Annotated in this window: 12 protein-coding genes, 1 pseudogene and 1 riboswitch; of the genes and pseudogenes, 6 read left to right on the forward strand and 7 right to left on the reverse strand. The window is 72.5% G+C overall.

Going from position 1 to position 12848, the window contains the following annotated elements; translation table 11 throughout:
• Positions 1-24: 24 nt before the first annotated feature.
• Complete coding sequence (locus ACGFIQ_RS16250) at positions 25-858, reverse strand: NUDIX hydrolase (RefSeq protein WP_393244232.1); 834 nt, start codon at positions 856-858, stop codon at positions 25-27.
• A 197-nt stretch (positions 859-1055) separates the two neighbouring features.
• On the opposite strand from ACGFIQ_RS16250, the gene ACGFIQ_RS16255 reads away from it, so the two are divergent.
• On the forward strand, positions 1056-2024 hold the full coding sequence (locus tag ACGFIQ_RS16255; RefSeq protein WP_393244234.1) for a Gfo/Idh/MocA family protein: 969 nt from the start codon (positions 1056-1058) through the stop codon (positions 2022-2024).
• Between the two features lie 53 nt (positions 2025-2077).
• Here ACGFIQ_RS16255 and ACGFIQ_RS16260 read toward each other — a convergent pair whose 3' ends face one another.
• From ACGFIQ_RS16260 to ACGFIQ_RS16270, 3 genes are all read right to left on the reverse strand, one after another.
• Positions 2078-3091 carry an anion permease gene (locus ACGFIQ_RS16260; RefSeq protein ID WP_393244236.1) on the reverse strand — a complete coding sequence of 338 codons (1014 nt, stop codon included), beginning with the start codon at positions 3089-3091 and terminating at the stop codon, positions 2078-2080.
• A 4-nt stretch (positions 3092-3095) separates the two neighbouring features.
• Positions 3096-3722, reverse strand: a complete 627-nt coding sequence (locus tag ACGFIQ_RS16265) for a DUF47 domain-containing protein (RefSeq protein ID WP_053655020.1) — start codon at positions 3720-3722, stop codon at positions 3096-3098.
• A gap of 128 nt (positions 3723-3850) precedes the next feature.
• Positions 3851-4792: a PPK2 family polyphosphate kinase gene (locus ACGFIQ_RS16270; RefSeq protein ID WP_393244238.1), complete on the reverse strand. Its 942-nt coding sequence runs from the start codon at positions 4790-4792 to the stop codon at positions 3851-3853.
• On the opposite strand from ACGFIQ_RS16270, the gene ACGFIQ_RS16275 reads away from it, so the two are divergent.
• Entirely contained in the window at positions 4783-4986 is a 204-nt protein-coding gene (locus ACGFIQ_RS16275; protein ID WP_393244242.1) for a hypothetical protein, read from the forward strand. The genes ACGFIQ_RS16270 and ACGFIQ_RS16275 overlap by 10 nt on opposite strands.
• 13 nt (positions 4987-4999) lie before the next feature.
• On the opposite strand, the gene ACGFIQ_RS16280 is transcribed toward ACGFIQ_RS16275, so the two are convergent.
• Positions 5000-5506, reverse strand: coding sequence for a DUF402 domain-containing protein (locus tag ACGFIQ_RS16280; RefSeq protein WP_357068192.1), 507 nt, complete (start codon positions 5504-5506; stop codon positions 5000-5002).
• 110 nt (positions 5507-5616) lie between these two features.
• Here ACGFIQ_RS16280 and ACGFIQ_RS16285 point away from each other — a divergent pair.
• Positions 5617-7812 (forward strand): annotated as a pseudogene (locus ACGFIQ_RS16285) (ATP-dependent DNA helicase); the annotation flags it as partial.
• A 13-nt stretch (positions 7813-7825) separates the two neighbouring features.
• Here the strand turns inward: ACGFIQ_RS16285 and ACGFIQ_RS16290 are convergent.
• Positions 7826-9190, reverse strand: coding sequence for an AI-2E family transporter (locus ACGFIQ_RS16290; RefSeq protein ID WP_393244245.1), 1365 nt, complete (start codon positions 9188-9190; stop codon positions 7826-7828).
• Positions 9191-9284: 94 nt separating this feature from the next.
• Between ACGFIQ_RS16290 and ACGFIQ_RS16295 the strand changes: the two genes are divergently transcribed.
• Positions 9285-9623 (forward strand): co-chaperone GroES, encoded by a 339-nt coding sequence (locus tag ACGFIQ_RS16295; protein WP_145778711.1) that lies wholly within the window; start codon positions 9285-9287, stop codon positions 9621-9623.
• 93 nt (positions 9624-9716) lie between these two features.
• Positions 9717-9884 carry a hypothetical protein gene (locus ACGFIQ_RS16300; protein WP_393244247.1) on the forward strand — a complete coding sequence of 56 codons (168 nt, stop codon included), beginning with the start codon at positions 9717-9719 and terminating at the stop codon, positions 9882-9884.
• A 16-nt stretch (positions 9885-9900) separates the two neighbouring features.
• Here ACGFIQ_RS16300 and ACGFIQ_RS16305 read toward each other — a convergent pair whose 3' ends face one another.
• Positions 9901-11382: a PrsW family intramembrane metalloprotease gene (locus ACGFIQ_RS16305; RefSeq protein WP_393244249.1), complete on the reverse strand. Its 1482-nt coding sequence runs from the start codon at positions 11380-11382 to the stop codon at positions 9901-9903.
• A 22-nt stretch (positions 11383-11404) separates the two neighbouring features.
• A riboswitch (SAM riboswitch) is annotated at positions 11405-11525 on the forward strand.
• 46 nt (positions 11526-11571) lie between these two features.
• On the opposite strand from ACGFIQ_RS16305, the gene ACGFIQ_RS16310 reads away from it, so the two are divergent.
• The gene (locus tag ACGFIQ_RS16310; RefSeq protein WP_393244251.1) at positions 11572-12840 is read left to right on the forward strand and encodes an aminotransferase class V-fold PLP-dependent enzyme; all 1269 of its coding nucleotides are present in this window, start codon (positions 11572-11574) and stop codon (positions 12838-12840) included.
• The last annotated feature ends 8 nt before the right edge of the window (positions 12841-12848 follow it).

Genomic DNA, 12848 nt, shown 5'->3' on the forward strand with positions numbered 1-12848 from the left:
TCGGCGGGAGCGGGCCTGCTGCGGTCAGGTCAGCAGGAAGCGGGGCTTGCCGTCCGGCGGCAGGTCCAGGCGTGGGGTGACCGGGGTGGCGGCGTCGCGATTGGCCGCCGCCTGGGCCACGCCGGGCAGGTCGCCGGCCGCCGCCACCTGCGCCAGCGTGACAAGCGTGGGCGGCAGCATGGTCAGCTCGCCGGCCTGGGCCCGGGTCAACGCGTCCGCCGGGCGGATCCAGAGCGTGTGGTCGGCCTCGCCGGAGACGTCGCGGGTCCGCTGTCCCGCCGGCAGCAGGGCCACGAAGAAGTACGTGTCGAAGCGGCGCGGCTCGAACTCCGGGGTGATCCACCGGCTCCACGGCAGCAACAGATCCGATCGCAGCGTGAGCTGGCGGTCGGCGAGCAGCTCGGCGAAGCCCAGCTGACGCCCCTCCAACCGCTGCCGGGCGGTCTCCCAGTCGTCCCCGCTGACGTCGCCCACCACTGTCGCCGGGTCCGGGCCGGCGAGCAGCACGCCGGCCTCCTCGAAGACCTCCCGGGCGGCGGCGCAGACCACCGCCTGGGCGGCGTCCGGCGTCACCCCGAGCCGACCCGCCCACTCGGTCGGTGGCGGGCCCGCCCAGTCCAGGTGTGCCGCGGAGTCGGAACGGTCCACCCCGCCGCCGGGGAAGGCGTACATCCCGCCGAAGGTCATGGCGGCGACCCGGCGGATGACGTACACCTCGAAGTCGGCGTCGGTGGGACGCAGCAGCAGCACGGTGGCCGCGACCCGCGGCGTCGCCGGGGTCCCGCCCTCGGCCCGGAACCGGCGGGCGTGCTCGACCAGGGCGGCCGGGGCGGCGAAGCCGTCGCTGTCGATCCTCATGCCGCGAGCCTAGTTCCCGGCAGCGCGACCGCCGGCAGCGCGCCAGCCTCGTCGATCATGAAGTTGTTGCCACGACACGCCGGGCCGCCGGGCAACAACTTCATGATCGACGAGATTGGTCGGCCCGAGGACGTGCGAGGCGAGGCGAGGGCGGGCGGGGGGCGGGTGGTTCACCTGGCTCGACTAGCGTTCCGCGCATGACTCGTTGGGGCATCCTGGCCACCGGCCACATCGCCAGCCGTTTCGCCGAAGACCTCCGGCTGGTGCCGGACGCCGAACTGGTCGCGGTCGGTTCCCGCGCCGCCGACAGCGCGCGCCGCTTCGCCGACACGTACGGCGCGAAGCGCGCGTACGGCTCCTGGGTGGAGTTGGCCGCGGACCCGGAGGTCGACGCGATCTACGTGGCGACTCCGCACTCCGCGCACCACGAGGCGGCGATGACCTGCCTGACCGCCGGACGGGCGGTGCTGCTGGAGAAGCCGTTCACCCTCGACCTGGCCACCAGCACCGAGTTGGTGGACACCGCCCGCGCCGCCGGGGTCTTCCTGATGGAGGCCATGTGGATGCGGACCAACCCGCTCATCCTCCAGGTGGTCGAGCTGATCGCGGAGGGGGCGATCGGCACGGTGACCGGTGTCCGGGCCGACTTCGGGGTGGCCGGGCCGTTCCCGCCGGAGCACCGGATGCGCAACGCGGCGCTGGGTGGGGGTGCCCTGCTCGACCTGGGGATCTACCCGATCAGCCTGGCCCACCTGCTGCTCGGCGTGCCCCGGCACATCCGGTCCTGGGCGCAGCTCGGCCCGGAGGGGACGGACGAGAACACCGGCATGCTGTTCGGCTACGACACCGGAGCGCTGGCGACGCTGAGCTGCGGCATGGTCGGGTTGAGCGGGCAGACCGCCTCGATCACGGGCACCACCGGGCGGATCGACCTGCCGGAGCCGTTCTTCCGGCCGGGTTCCGTGCTCCTGCACCGGGCCGGCGCTGAGCCGGAGACGATCGTCGCCGACGGGGCCGGCAACGGCTACCAGTACGAGGCGATCGAGGTGCAGCGCTGCCTGGCGGCCGGGCTGACCGAGAGCCCGCTGGTGCCGCACGCCACGACCCTTGAGGTGATGGCGCTGCTGGACACGGTGCGGGAGCAGATCGGCGTGCGGTACGAGTGAGACGACGAACGGCCCCGGTCACGGTGACCGGGGCCGTCGAGGTGCCGTGACGGTCAGCCGAAGAGCGGCCGGACCAGCAGGTAGGTGACGCAGGCGATCAGTGCGGCGGCCGGGAACGTGATGATCCAGGCGAGCACGATGTTGCCGGCGACGTTCCAGCGGACCGCGGAGAGCCGCTTCGTCGCGCCCACGCCCATGATCGCCGAGGTGATCGTGTGCGTGGTCGAGATCGGGGCCTTCAGCACCAGGGCGTTGAAGTAGAGCACCGCGCTGGCGACCGTCTCGGCGGCGAAACCCTCCGGCGGTCCCAGGTCGATGATCTTGCGACCGAGGGTGCGGATGATCCGCCAGCCACCGGCGTACGTGCCGAGGGCCAGCATCGTCGCCGACGTCCAGAACACCCAGCCCGGGATGTGCGTCTTGCTCTCCTGGAAACCACCGGTGTAGAGCGCCAGCACCACGATGCCCATGGTCTTGGCGGCGTCCTGCATGCCGTGGCCCACCGACATGGCGGCGGCGGAGACGGTCTGCGCCCACCGGAAGCCCCGGTTGAGCTTGCCCGGCTGCCCCTTGCGGAACAGCCAGAGGATGGCAAGCATCAGCAGGTAGCCGAGGGTCAGGCCGACGATCGGCGAGAGCACCATCGGCAGCAGCACCTTCTCGCCGATGTTGCCCCACTGCACGATGCCGCCGGCGGACAGCAGGGTCGCGCCGACCAGCCCACCGAAGAGCGCGTGCGAGGACGACGAGGGCAGACCGAAGTACCAGGTGATCAGGTTCCAGGCGATCGCTCCGAGCACCCCGGCGAAGACCACACCGAGGCTGTTCACCCCGGTCGGCAGGGTGACCAGGCCGTCGCCGACGGTCTTGGCCACACCGGCACCGAAGTGTGCACCGACGAAGTTGCCGACGGCGGCGAGGCCGAGGGCGATCCGGGGGGTCAGCGCCCGGGTGGAGACGCTTGTCGCGATCGCGTTGGCGGCGTCGTGGAAGCCGTTGGTGTAGTCGAACGCCAGGGCTACCCCGATCACCGCCAGGACGGCGATGAGTTCGGGTGTGAAAGTCACCGGATCAGGACTCCTTGACCGCGATGGTCTCGACCGTGTTGGCCACGTGCTCGAAGGCGTCGCAGGCGGCCTCCAACTCGTCGGCGACCTCCTTCATCTTCAGCACCGTCAACGCGTCGTACTCACCGGAGAAGAGGCGCACGAGCAACTGCCGGTTGATCCGGTCGCCCTCGTTCTCCAGCCGGTTGCACTCGATCCAGTAGTCCTCGAGATCCTTCATCGACTTCAGCCGGGGCATCGCGTCGGCGGTCAGTTTGGCCTGCTGGTCGAGCACGTTGACCATCTCGTGCAGCTCGCGGGGCAGCGCCGGCAGCTCGGTCAGCCCGTACAGGTAGAGCAGGTCGCCGACCGCTTCCAGATGGTCCATCACGTCGTCGAGCAGCGAGCCGAGCCGGTAGATGTCCTCCCGGTCGAACGGCGTGATGAATGTGGAGTTGATCTTCTTGTACAGGTCGTGGGTGATCTGGTCACTGTCGTGCTCGACCTCGGTCAACCGCTCGCTGACCGACTGCACGTCCACGCCGGGCAGGGCCAGCTCGTTGAGCAGCGCGGTACCCCGGACCAGGTTCTGCGCGGCCCTGGTGAAGAGCTCGTAGAAGGCGCCCTCGGTGGGGCGGAAGGAAAACTTCACAGCACAGACCTCGTCGCGTCGGTGGAAGGGTGGCGGCACCCGTCGGGCACCCGCTCGGTGAATGCTAGGAAACGGCGGAACCGTGAATTCGCCGGCCCACCCCTGGCCAGGCGTCATTCACCGGTCGTTCACCTGCTGTTCATCTCGACAGTCCCACCCGCACCCACTCCCCCAGCAACCAACCGCTCCCGCTCGTGCTCGACGTCGAAATCGGCAGCCGGATACCCCAGGTCGAGGGTGTCGAACGTCTCACGCAGCAGATGGGCCACCGCCCAGTCCCGATACCACTTGCGGTCCGCCGGCACCACGAACCAGGGCGCGGCGTCCGTGCCACACCGGCTGAGGGCCTCGGCGTACGCGGCCTGGTAGTCGTCCCAGTGCGACCGGGAGTCGACGTCGGAGGGGTTGTACTTCCAGTGCTTGTGCGGGTCGGTGAGTCGTTCCAGCAGGCGCTTGCCCTGCTCGGCGTACGAGATGTGCAGCATCACCTTGATCACGGTCACCCGGTCCTCGGTCAGCTTCCGCTCGAACGCGTTGATCTCGTCATAGCGGGCCCGCCAGGTCGCCTCCGGCACCAACGAACCGACCCGGGCGATCAACACGTCCTCGTAGTGCGAGCGGTTGAACATCCCCACGTACCCCGGCGGCGGCAACTCCCGCCGGATCCGCCACAGGAAGTCGTGCCGCAACTCCTGGCGCGTCGGCGGCCCGAACGAGCGGATGTGCAGGCCCAGCGGGTTCATCGCGCCGGCCACCCGCTTGATCGTGCCGTCCTTGCCACCGCAGTCCATCGCCTGGAGCACCAGCAGCACCCGGCGTGGCGGCCGGTCCGACCCGGTCTTGGCCATCGCGAAGAGCATCTCCTGCTGTCGGCCCAACTCGCCGCCGACCAACTCCACCTGCTCCCGCGCCCAGGCCTTACGGTGCTCGCCGCGCCCCGCCGTGCTCGGCACGCCGGGCGTGGAGCGCGGGTCGACCGCGCTGAGATCCACAGGTGCGCTGACCCGCAGCAGCTCCCGTACCGAGCCGCCGTCCGGTGCCACGATCTGCCCTTGCTGGGGTGCGCTCATCCACGGATCATCGCCCACCCGCAGGCGATCCGCGCGCCGGGGCCCGCCCCACCCCACCACCGGTCGGCCCGGTCCGCGCACCGGCTGTCCGTCAGGCGCGGGCTGCCGGCACGCGCTACAACCAGATCAACCCGGAGAAGCTGGCCGACCTGCCATCGCTGCTCGACGACGACCGCTGGCCGCCGCGCTGGTGAGCCGGCCGGGGTGTCAGACCACCAGGGCCAACCACTTGCGGTACGAGGTGGCGAACGGCTCGGTGCCGTCACCGAGCGCCCCGAAGAGCCGTTGCGCCGCCGCTTCGGCCTCGGCGACCACGTCGTCCGGGTAACCGAAGCGCGCCCGGTGCTCGGCGAACTCGTCCTCGTCGAGCAGCTCCACCAGGCCGGTGGCGCGACGGCGGACGACGTCCAGGTCCAGATCGATCAGGTGGACGGTGTCGCCGGACTCCCAGCGGGCCGGGGTGGTGATGTCGCAGTAGACCTCGCTGGTGCGCGGCGGCGGGTTGAACATCGCCGTCCACCAGGCGCGGTGTGGCACCAGCAGGACGAACGGGATCTTCTCCACCGACGGCCGGCCATGGTAGACCGACTCGGTGCCCTGGGGGACGCCGAGCCAGATGCCGAGGTCGTCCTCGGTGAGCCGGCGGGCCGGGTAGTCGCGGTGGGCGCTGCCGTCGTACTTGCGGTAGATCACGCGGACCATGTCGCTCGGCATGATTCGCACCCTAACCGATACCGGCCACGCGTCGTAGCGCGGCCGTAACCGGACGACGTGCCCACGACGACCAGCCCGGTCGGCGGCGCGCCACGCGGCGGATGGGCGCGTCCGGTGTCGGCGGCGGCGGGTACCGTCGCACGGTGACTCCGCCCCGCACCGCCACCGGTTCCGCCACCCCATCGGCCCGTGCGAAGGGTCGGCGCCGGGGTGCCCGGCCCAGCGGCACGGAGCTGCTGGCGGCTGCGGTCGGCGCGGTGCCCGGCGGTGCGGAACGGCCCGGCCAGCTGCAGATGACCACGGCGATCGAGGAGTGCGTGGCCGGCGGCGAGCATCTGCTCGTGCAGGCGGGCACCGGCACCGGCAAGTCGTTGGCATACCTCGCCCCGGCGCTCACCGTGGACGGCCCGGTGGTGGTCTCCACGGCCACCCTGGCGTTGCAGTCCCAGCTCGTCGACCACGACCTGCCCCGGCTCGCCGACGCGGTCGAGCCGGTGCTCGGCCGTCGGCCCACCTTCGCGGTGCTCAAGGGTCGCCACCACTACCTCTGCCTCGCCCGACTGGACAACTCCACCGAGGAGGAGCCGGAGGACACGCTCTTCGACGCCCCGGCGGCCCGCCCCGGCGCCGGGACGAAGTGGCTCGGTGAGGCGGGCCGGTTGGGCAAGCAGGTCGAGCGGCTGCGCGACTGGGCCGAGAAGACCGCCACCGGCGACCGGGACGAGCTGGACCCAGGCGTCGACGACCAGGCCTGGCGGCTGGTGTCGATGCCGGCCCGGGAGTGCGTCGGTGCGACCCGCTGCCCGTTCGGGCAGGAGTGCTTCGCCGAGGCGTCGCGGGCCCGAGCCCGGGAGGCCGACATCGTGGTGACCAACCACAGCCTGCTGGCGGTCGACATGCTCGCCGACCGGCACATCGTGCCACCGCACAAGCTGCTCATCGTCGACGAGGCGCACGAGTTGGCCGACCGGGTCTCCTCCGCCGCGCAGTCGGAGCTGGTGCCCGAGTTGATCGACCGGACCACCCGCCGGGCCCGTACGCTGCTGCGGCCGGAGACCGCCGAGTCGCTCACCGCGGCCGGTGACGCCCTCGCGGTCGGGCTGGCCGAGGCGCCGGCGGGGCGGCTCACCGCCGGGCTGCCGACGCCGTTGCGGGAGGCGTGCACGCTGCTCGACGCGGCGACCCGCTCCGCACTGGACGCGATCGGCGACATCAAGGCCGATGACCCCGACCCGGTCCGCAAGCAGCAGGCCAAGGCAGCACTGGACGAGCTGTCCACCACCGCGCAGCGGCTGCTGGAGGAGGCCGAGCACGACGTGGCCTGGGTGGAGAAGAACGACAGCGGCAGCCGCCGGGCACTCGTGGTCGCGCCGCTGTCGGTCGCGGGCACCCTCGCCACCCACCTGTACGACGAACGCACAGTCGTCGCCACCTCGGCAACCCTGGCGTTGGGCGGCCGGTTCGACACGGTGGCCCGCGCCCTCGGGCTGGACGCGCCGCCGCCCGCCCCGCCGTCCCCCGCCGCGGCCGCACTGGCCGCCCGCACCGGCCCGGGTCGCCCGGCCGCCGAGGCGCCAGGCCGTCGGCTTGCCGGCGAGGCCGCCCCCAGTGCCGTCGTCCCGGCGACCGAGGGACCCGGTTGGCGGTCGCTCGACGTCGGGTCGCCGTTCGACTACGCCCGCCAGGGCATCCTCTACGTCGCCGCGCACCTGCCCAGGCCCAGTGTCTCCGGGCTGCCCGACGCCGCCGGGGAGGAGCTGCTGGCGCTTGTCGAGGCACTCGGTGGTCGTACTCTGGGGCTCTTCTCGTCTCGGCGGGCCGCGCAGCAGGCGGCGGAGCTGCTGCGCGCGCGGACCGACCTGCCGGTGTTGTTGCAGGGTGAGGAGGCGCTGCCGCTGCTGGTCCGGCGCTTCCGGGAGGATCGCGCCAGTTGCCTGTTCGGGGTGATGTCGCTCTGGCAGGGGGTGGACGTGCCGGGTGACGCCTGTCAGCTCGTCGTCATCGACCGGCTGCCCTTCCCGCGGCCGGACGAGCCGTTGGCGGCGGCCCGCGCGGCGGCCGTGGACGCGGGTGGCGGTTCCGGCTTCTCCGCCGTGAGCGTGCCCATCGCGGCGGTGCGGCTGGCTCAGGGTGTGGGCCGGCTGATCCGGGCGACCGGCGACCGGGGTGTGGTCGCGGTGCTCGACTCCCGGCTGGAGACGGCCCGAGGCTACGGGCCGTTCCTGCGCCGTTCGCTGCCGCCTTTCTGGTACACGACCCGTCCCGAGGTGGCCCGCGGCGCCCTGGAACGCCTCGCCAAGTCCTGAACCCGCCAGTTGGTCAGGGGGCGTGGGAGGCGACGACCACGGCGTCGGGCGGGGTGTCCGGGACCCGGCGGGCGGCGAGCCGGCGGACCGCGGTGTTCAACACGGCGATGAGCGGCACGGAGACGAGCGCACCGGTGATGCCGGCGAGGACGACACCGGCGGCGATGCCGATGATCACGGCAAGCGGGTGCAGGGCGACCGCCCGGCCCATGATCAGCGGTTGGAGGACGTGCCCCTCGATCTGTTGCACGGCGATCACCGCTCCCAGGATGATCAACGCGATGCCCGGGCCGCTGTCGACGAGCGCCACCAGCACCGCCACGCCACCGGAGAGCGCCGCGCCGACGATCGGGATGAACGCGCCGAGGAAGACGAGCGCGGCCAGCGGGAAGGCGAACGGGATGTCGAAGACGACCAGGAAGATGCCGATGCCGACCGCGTCGATGAAGGCCACCAGCACTGTCGCTCGGACGTAGGCGCCGAGCGTGTGCCAGGAGGCCCGGCCCGCGTCGTCGACCTTCCACCGGGCGGCCACCGGCAACAGCCGGACCAGGAAGCGCCAGATCCGGTTGCCGTCACGCAGGAAGAAGAACGTCGCGAACAGCACCAGCAGCGTGCCGGTCAGCACTTCCGCCAGCGTCGCGGCGGTGCTCAGGGCACCGCTGGTGAACTTCGAGGTGTTGTCGTTGATCCAGGCCTGCGCCTCGTCGATGTAGCGGTCGAGCTGCGTGTCGGAGAGGTGCAGCGGGCCGGTCTTCAGCCAGTTCTGGATCTGCCGGACGCCCTCCGAGGACTTCTCGCTCAGCTCCGGCACACCGCGGATGAACTCGTTGACCACAAGCGTCAGCGTGCCGATCACCGCGGCGAGACCGCCGACCAGCACCACCGCCGTCGCCAGCGACCGGGGCAGTCGGGCCCGCAGCAACCAGCCCACCGCCGGCGCGAGCAGCGCGGAGAGCAGCAACGCGATGGCCAGCGGAATGATCACGATCTTGACGGTGCTGACGATCCGGAGCAGAGCCCAGGCGACCACACCGATCACGATCAGCCGCCAGCACCAGGCCGCGGCGATCCGCAGCCCGTGTGGGACGTCCGCGTCGTCCCGGCTGGAGGTCGAACTGTGCAGGTCCACCGAGGGTTCCGCGCCGACGACAGTGGCGGTCGGTGGCGCGACCGGCCCCGGCGCGGCCGGCGACGCCACCCGTGCCGCCTCCGACGCGTCGCTCACCGCGTCAGCCGGCACGCTCTCGTCGGCCCGCGCCGACTCCTGTCGTGACTGGTAGACGCGGCGGAGCCGCCCGCGTACCCGCTCGAAGCGGCTCAAGCGCACCTCCTGGCAACGAAACCGGTCCGCCCACGGCGGCAGGTCGGACAGCATACGTCCGTTCTCGGCACGGTAGGGCAGTTCCGCCACACAATGCCCCGACCACCACCGGCGTAACCACCGCTGGCGACACGGTAGCGTCTGCGGCGTGACCGCCGACAATGATCTCGACGCCGGCCTGCCGATCCGCCTGCTGCACGACCGCGTGCTGGTGCGGATGGAGGGCAGCGAGGGCGAGCGTCGCTCCACCGCCGGCATCGTCATCCCGGCGACCGCCGCGGTGGGCAAGCGCCTCGCCTGGGCCACGGCAGTCGGGGTGGGGCCGAACGTTCGCGCCATCGTCTCCGGCGACCGGGTGCTCTTCGACCCGGACGACCGCTCCGAGGTCGAGCTGCACGGCCGCGGGTACGTGCTGCTGCGGGAACGCGACGTGCACGCCGTGGCCGCCGAGCGGATCGAGAACGACCCCACCGGCCTCTACCTCTGACGTACCTCCCCCGGTCACCGGGCCGCGCCGCGCATCGTTTGCCCGGCCGCACGACGGGAAGCCATCCGGCGACCGTGGCCCTGGGGAGGGACGATGCCAGTATTCGTCAAGAAGCTGCTGACCTGGGGCAGTGTCGCGTTCCTGATCTACTTCGTGGCCTTCCGGCCGGATGGCGCCGCGCAGATGTTCAAGACCATCGGGGGCGCGCTGATCGCGATGTTCCAGGGCTTCGGTGACTTCCTCACCACCCTGATGACCTGAGGCCGCCGACCGGCCGTCAGGGGTGACCCGGCGGCCACGGGGCCGCCGAGCGCAGGCCGGGCCAGCCGGGCGGGGCATAGCCCACCGGCGGCGTTGGCGCGGGGACCAGCACCACCGGGATCGGCACCACCGGCTCGTCCGGCGCGTCCACCGCCCGCTGCGTACCGTCGGGAAAGCGCAGGTGGTAGCGGCTGCCGTCCCAGACCCCCGCCGGGGCCTGCGGGTCCCGACCGACGAAGTACGACCGGTACGCGCCGATCGCGTCCAGCAACTCCCGCTCCTCCCGCGCGGTCCGCTCCTGGTCGGCGGGCTGGCGGTCCAGGCCGCGCAGCGTCCCGTCGCGCAGGAGGGCCAGTCGGGTGGCGGCGGACTGGTAGCCGCGCATCGCCCGCACCCCGGCGTCGCCGGCCACCCGCCGCGCCCAACTGCGGGCCGCGTGCCGCCTGCCGAGGCTGCTCAGCGCGGCCACCTCGGGCGGGGTCAACCAGCCGGCGCGTACGTAGTCCGGCAGGGTCCGCTCGGTGAGCCGCCCCTCCCAGGCGCGCAGCCAGAGCGCGAGACCCACCACGCCGAAGAAGACCGGCACCATGAGACCCAGGAAGCCGTACAGCATGATCAACGCCTCGCCGGTGGCCTGGGTCAGCGTGGGCAGCAGGTTCCACGTGCCGTGCAACATCATCGCCAGCAGCAGGCCGGCGATCGGGGCGAGCACCCGGACCCGCCGGTCCGCCGTCCGGGCCGCGATGCCCAGCCCCACACCGGTCATCGAGGTGAAGAGCGGGTGGGCGAACCCGAACAGCAGGATCCGCAGGATGAAGATCCCGATGACCTGCTGGATGCCGGTGACCGGGCCATAGCGCTCGACACCCGCCGCATAGCCCAGACCGCCCAGGTAGAGGATGTTCTCCACCATCGCGAAGCCGACCGCGGACAGCCCGCAGTAGACCAGGCCGTCGGTGATCCCGGACCACTCCCGCCGGCGGAACACCAGCAGCAGGATCGGGCCCAGCGCCTTGGTCAGCTCCTCGATGAAGGGTGCCACCAGCACGCCGGTGAGCGCGTCCGGCAGCCCCCAGTCGGCGAACCGCCCGGCGGCGAACCCGTTCACCTTGAGTGAGGCCGCGGTGGCGACGAACGCCCCCCAGGTGAAACAGAAGACCAGGTACCTCAGTGGCTCCGGCTCGTACCGGTCCAGCCAGAGGAAGCAGGCGACCAGCACCGGCACCGGCAGGACGGCCGCGAGCAGGCCGACGAGCAGCGCCTCCAGCCCGAGCGACTGGCCGAGCTTGAGGACGATGAACGACGCGCACGCGGCGATGAACACCGCCACCCCGGCCAGCGCCAGGAACCGCCAGACCTTGCTGTGCTGCGGCATCGGGGGCGCCTCGCCGGTGGACTGGGCCGCGGGCACGGGCGGCGGCGACGGCAGCGGTGAACCGGGCGGGGTGTCGGCCATGCGGTCAGCGTAGCCATCCGCCGCCGGCTGGTCCGGTCGCATCGGCAGCGCTATGCTGCGGGCAGGTCACGAGCGCCAGCGTCAAGCCCCGGCTTGCTGGCCGGCAACCCTCGTCGAGTTCGCGGTGGGGTGCCCCGGGTGATGACCGGGCCCAGCCCGATCGGCGTGCTGGGCAAGCGCGGACCCCGTCCCGATGCCGCACCCGGGGTCCCTGACCCCGGAGGTTCCGGCGTGCCCGTCACCCTCGTTCCCTCGCTGCCCACCCTGCCCACCGTCGCGCCCGCCTCGTCGGCGCCCCTCGACGTCCTCGGTGTGCCTGGTGAGACCAACCTGGACTACGCGGCCACCGCACCGTGCGCGCGGGCCGCCGCCGACGCCGTGGCCGAGCTGCTGCCCTGGTACGCCAGTGTGCATCGCGGCGCGGGAGCGCTGTCCCGGCGCTGCACCCTCGCGTACGAGCAGGCCCGGCAGACGATCGGTGACTTCTTCGGCGCCCGCGCCGACGACCACGTGCTCTTCACCCGCAACACCACCGACGCGCTCAACCTGCTGGGGCGGGCGCTGCCGGCCGGCACGACAGTCGTCACCTTCGCGGGCGAGCACCACGCCAACCTGCTGCCCTGGCCACGCGGCTCGGTGCGACTGCCGGTGCCCGGCGATCCCGCCGGGGCGGTACGCGACCTCGCCGCCGCCCTCACCGAGTTGCGCCGGGGCAGCAGCCCGGCGTTGCCGGTGCTGGTCGCGGTGACCGGTGCGAGCAACGTGACGGGTGAGCGGTGGCCGGTCGCCGAGCTGGCCCGGGTGGCCCACCGGCACGGTGCCCGGATCGTGCTCGATGCCGCGCAACTCGCCCCGCACGCCCCGGTCGACCTGCCCACGCTCGACGTCGACTACCTGGCCGTGTCCGGCCACAAGCTGTACGCGCCGTTCGGCGCGGGCGTGCTGATCGGCCGGGCGGACTGGCTGGACGCCGCCCCGCCGTACCTGGCGGGTGGGGGCGCCACCAGCCACGTCGGGCCGGCCACCCACGACGTGACCTGGACGACCGGCCCGGCCCGACACGAGGGCGGCACCCCGAACCTGCTGGGCGCGGTGGCGCTGGCGGCGGTGTGCGCGGCGCTCGACGACGCCGACCGGGTCGCGCTGGCCGCCCGTGAGCAGGCGCTGCTGGCCCGACTGCGGACCGGCATCGCCGCCCTGCCGCACGTGGTGGAGCTGCGCACCTTCGGCCCGGACGCGCCCCGCGTCGGCATCGTCTCGTTCGTGGTGGCCGGCTGGGACTCCGCCGACGTGGCCGCGCGGCTGGCCAGCGAACACCGGATCGGCGTACGCGACGGGTTGTTCTGTGCCCACCCGCTGGCCCGGCGGCTACTCACCGAGGCGGCCGGGCGCAGCGGCCGACGGGACCTTCCGCCCACCGCGTTGCGCGCCAGCATCGGCCTGGGCAGCACCGTCGACCAGGTGGACCGGCTCCTCGCGGCGCTCGCCGAGTTGGGCTGAGGCCCGGC

Origin of the sequence: Micromonospora sp. NPDC048898, from assembly GCF_043198035.1 — a bacterium.
Lineage (GTDB): Bacteria > Actinomycetota > Actinomycetes > Mycobacteriales > Micromonosporaceae > Micromonospora.

Excerpts from the sequence above, each read along its gene's own strand:
- ACGFIQ_RS16250 (WP_393244232.1), bottom strand. The coding sequence starts at position 858 with ATGAGGATCGACAGCGACGGCTTCGCCGCCCCGGCCGCCCTGGTCGAG.
- ACGFIQ_RS16255 (WP_393244234.1), top strand. The coding sequence starts at position 1,056 with ATGACTCGTTGGGGCATCCTGGCCACCGGCCACATCGCCAGCCGTTTC.
- ACGFIQ_RS16270 (WP_393244238.1), bottom strand. The coding sequence starts at position 4,792 with ATGAGCGCACCCCAGCAAGGGCAGATCGTGGCACCGGACGGCGGCTCG.
- ACGFIQ_RS16280 (WP_357068192.1), bottom strand. The coding sequence starts at position 5,506 with ATGCCGAGCGACATGGTCCGCGTGATCTACCGCAAGTACGACGGCAGC.
- ACGFIQ_RS16290 (WP_393244245.1), bottom strand. The coding sequence starts at position 9,190 with ATGCTGTCCGACCTGCCGCCGTGGGCGGACCGGTTTCGTTGCCAGGAG.
- ACGFIQ_RS16300 (WP_393244247.1), top strand. The coding sequence starts at position 9,717 with ATGCCAGTATTCGTCAAGAAGCTGCTGACCTGGGGCAGTGTCGCGTTC.
- ACGFIQ_RS16305 (WP_393244249.1), bottom strand. The coding sequence starts at position 11,382 with ATGCGACCGGACCAGCCGGCGGCGGATGGCTACGCTGACCGCATGGCC.